Source organism: Actinomycetospora sp. (assembly GCF_055612215.1).
The window spans coordinates 1-2158 of record NZ_JBVPVA010000312.1 but is presented as its reverse complement, the minus strand read 5'-3'; the positions used below and the strand labels follow the sequence as shown (position 1 = coordinate 2158).

General features: G+C 72.1%; 1 protein-coding gene and 1 pseudogene. Both read left to right on the top strand.

Annotated elements, in window-relative coordinates:
* The coding region (locus tag AC0CYZ_RS08955; RefSeq protein WP_472214400.1) for a proton/sodium-translocating pyrophosphatase at nt 1-1621 on the top strand (1621 nt) is incomplete at its 5' end.
* Between the two features lie 125 nt (nt 1622-1746).
* Nucleotides 1747-2158 (top strand): annotated as a pseudogene (locus AC0CYZ_RS08950) (hypothetical protein); the annotation flags it as partial.

The window sequence follows — 2158 nt, the reverse complement described above, 5'->3', positions numbered from 1 at the left end:
CGTCGGTGACTGCGCCGGCATGGCCGCCGACCTCTTCGAGTCCTACGCGGTGACCCTGGTCGCCGCGCTGATCCTGGGCTCGGTCGCGTTCGGCACGCTCGGCCTGACCTACCCGCTGATCGTCCCGGCGATCGGCGTGCTGACGGCCATCGTCGGCGTCTTCATCACGAAGACCCGCGAGGGCGAGAACGCGCTCAAGGCGATCAACCGCAGCTTCTACATCTCCGCGGGCATCTCGCTGGTGCTGACGGTCGTCGCGGCGTTCGTCTACCTGCCGACGAGCTTCGCGGCGCTGCCCGGCGTCAACGCCGCCTCCGTCGGCGACCTCGCCGCGGCCGGTAACCCGGCGCTCATCGCGGCGATCGCGGTGGCCATCGGCATCGTCCTGGCGATCATCATCCTCGCGCTCACCGGCTACTACACCGGCACCGAGGACCAGCCCGTCAAGGACGTCGGCACCTCGTCGCTCACCGGTGCCGCCACGGTGATCCTCGCCGGCATCTCGGTCGGCTTCGAGTCCGCCGTCTACACCGCGATCGTCATCGGCGCCGCGGTCTACGGCGCGTTCCTGCTGTCCGGCTCGGTCATCGTCTCGCTGTTCGCGGTCGCCATGGCCGGCACCGGCCTGCTGACCACGGTCGGCGTCATCGTCGCCATGGACACCTTCGGCCCGGTCTCGGACAACGCGCAGGGCATCGCGGAGATGTCCGGCGACGTCGAGGGTGCGGGCGCGGTCATCCTCACCGAGCTCGACGCGGTGGGGAACACGACCAAGGCCATCACCAAGGGCATCGCGATCGCGACGGCCGTGCTCGCCGCGACGGCGCTGTTCGGCTCGTACAACGACGCCATCCGGCAGGGCTACGAGTCGGTGGGCAGCACGCTGACCTCCGACATCTACAACATCACCAGCCCGAACACGCTGGTCGGCGTCATCCTCGGCGCGGCGGTCGTGTTCATGTTCTCGGGCCTCGCGATCAACGCGGTGTCGCGGGCGGCCGGCGCGGTGGTCTTCGAGGTGCGTCGCCAGTTCGCGTCGATCCCCGGGATCATGGAGTACAAGGCGGGCGGACCGGCGGCCGGACGGCCGGAGTACGGCCGCGTCGTCGACCTCTGCACGCGGGACGCGCTGCGCGAGCTGGCCACGCCCGGCCTGCTCGCGATCCTCGCCCCGATCGCCGTCGGCTTCGGCCTCGGCGTGGGCCCGCTCGCCGGCTACCTCGGCGGCGCGATCGCCGCGGGCACGCTCATGGCGGTGTTCCTGGCCAACTCCGGTGGCGCCTGGGACAACGCGAAGAAGCTGGTCGAGGACGGCAACCACGGTGGCAAGGGGTCGGACGCCCACGAGGCGACGATCATCGGTGACACCGTCGGTGACCCGTTCAAGGACACCGCGGGCCCGTCGATCAACCCGCTGATCAAGGTCATGAACCTGGTCTCGGTGCTGATCGCCCCGGCCGTCGTCGCACTGTCCATCGGCCCGAGCGCCAACCCGGCCGTCCGCATCCCGATCGCGGTCGTCGCGTTGCTCGGGATCGTGGTGGCGGTGTACGTCTCGAAGCGTCGCTCCACGGCGATCGCGGACTCGAACACCGACGCCCCGGAGCCGGCCTCCGTCTGACCCGGCGTCCCAGCACGACCCGAAGGGCACCCCCGGCTCGTCCGGGGGTGCCCTTCGTCGCGTCCGCCGGGCGCGCGGACCGACCTCCCGCGCCCGTTCGAACGCGTGTTCTACAGTGCGGCGGCGTGGGGCAGATGTCGTTCTACTCGGCGGACGCCCTGCCGCGCGCGGTCACCGATCTCGAGGGCGTGCTCTGCGCCGGCGGGGTCCTGACGCTGTTCGGCCGCGGCACGGCCGCCCGGCTCGCGATCGTCCTCGGCTCGCCCCCGCCCGCTCCCGACGTCGAGCCGGTGCCGGTGCCCGACGTCGAGCCGGTGCCGGTTCCCGACGCCGAGCCGGTGCCGGTTCCCGACGCCGGCGGCCCGCCGGTCCCCGATTCCCCAGCGGCCCGGCTCGCTGATCGGAGGGCACCCGGTGGGGTGCCGGGGCCCGGCGGAGACCCCCAGGTGCCCGATGATCACGAGAGCGTCTGGCACGAGGGCGTCTACGAGATCCCCGACGACGAGTTCCCCGTCCGCCTCGAGGACCGGTGGCCCG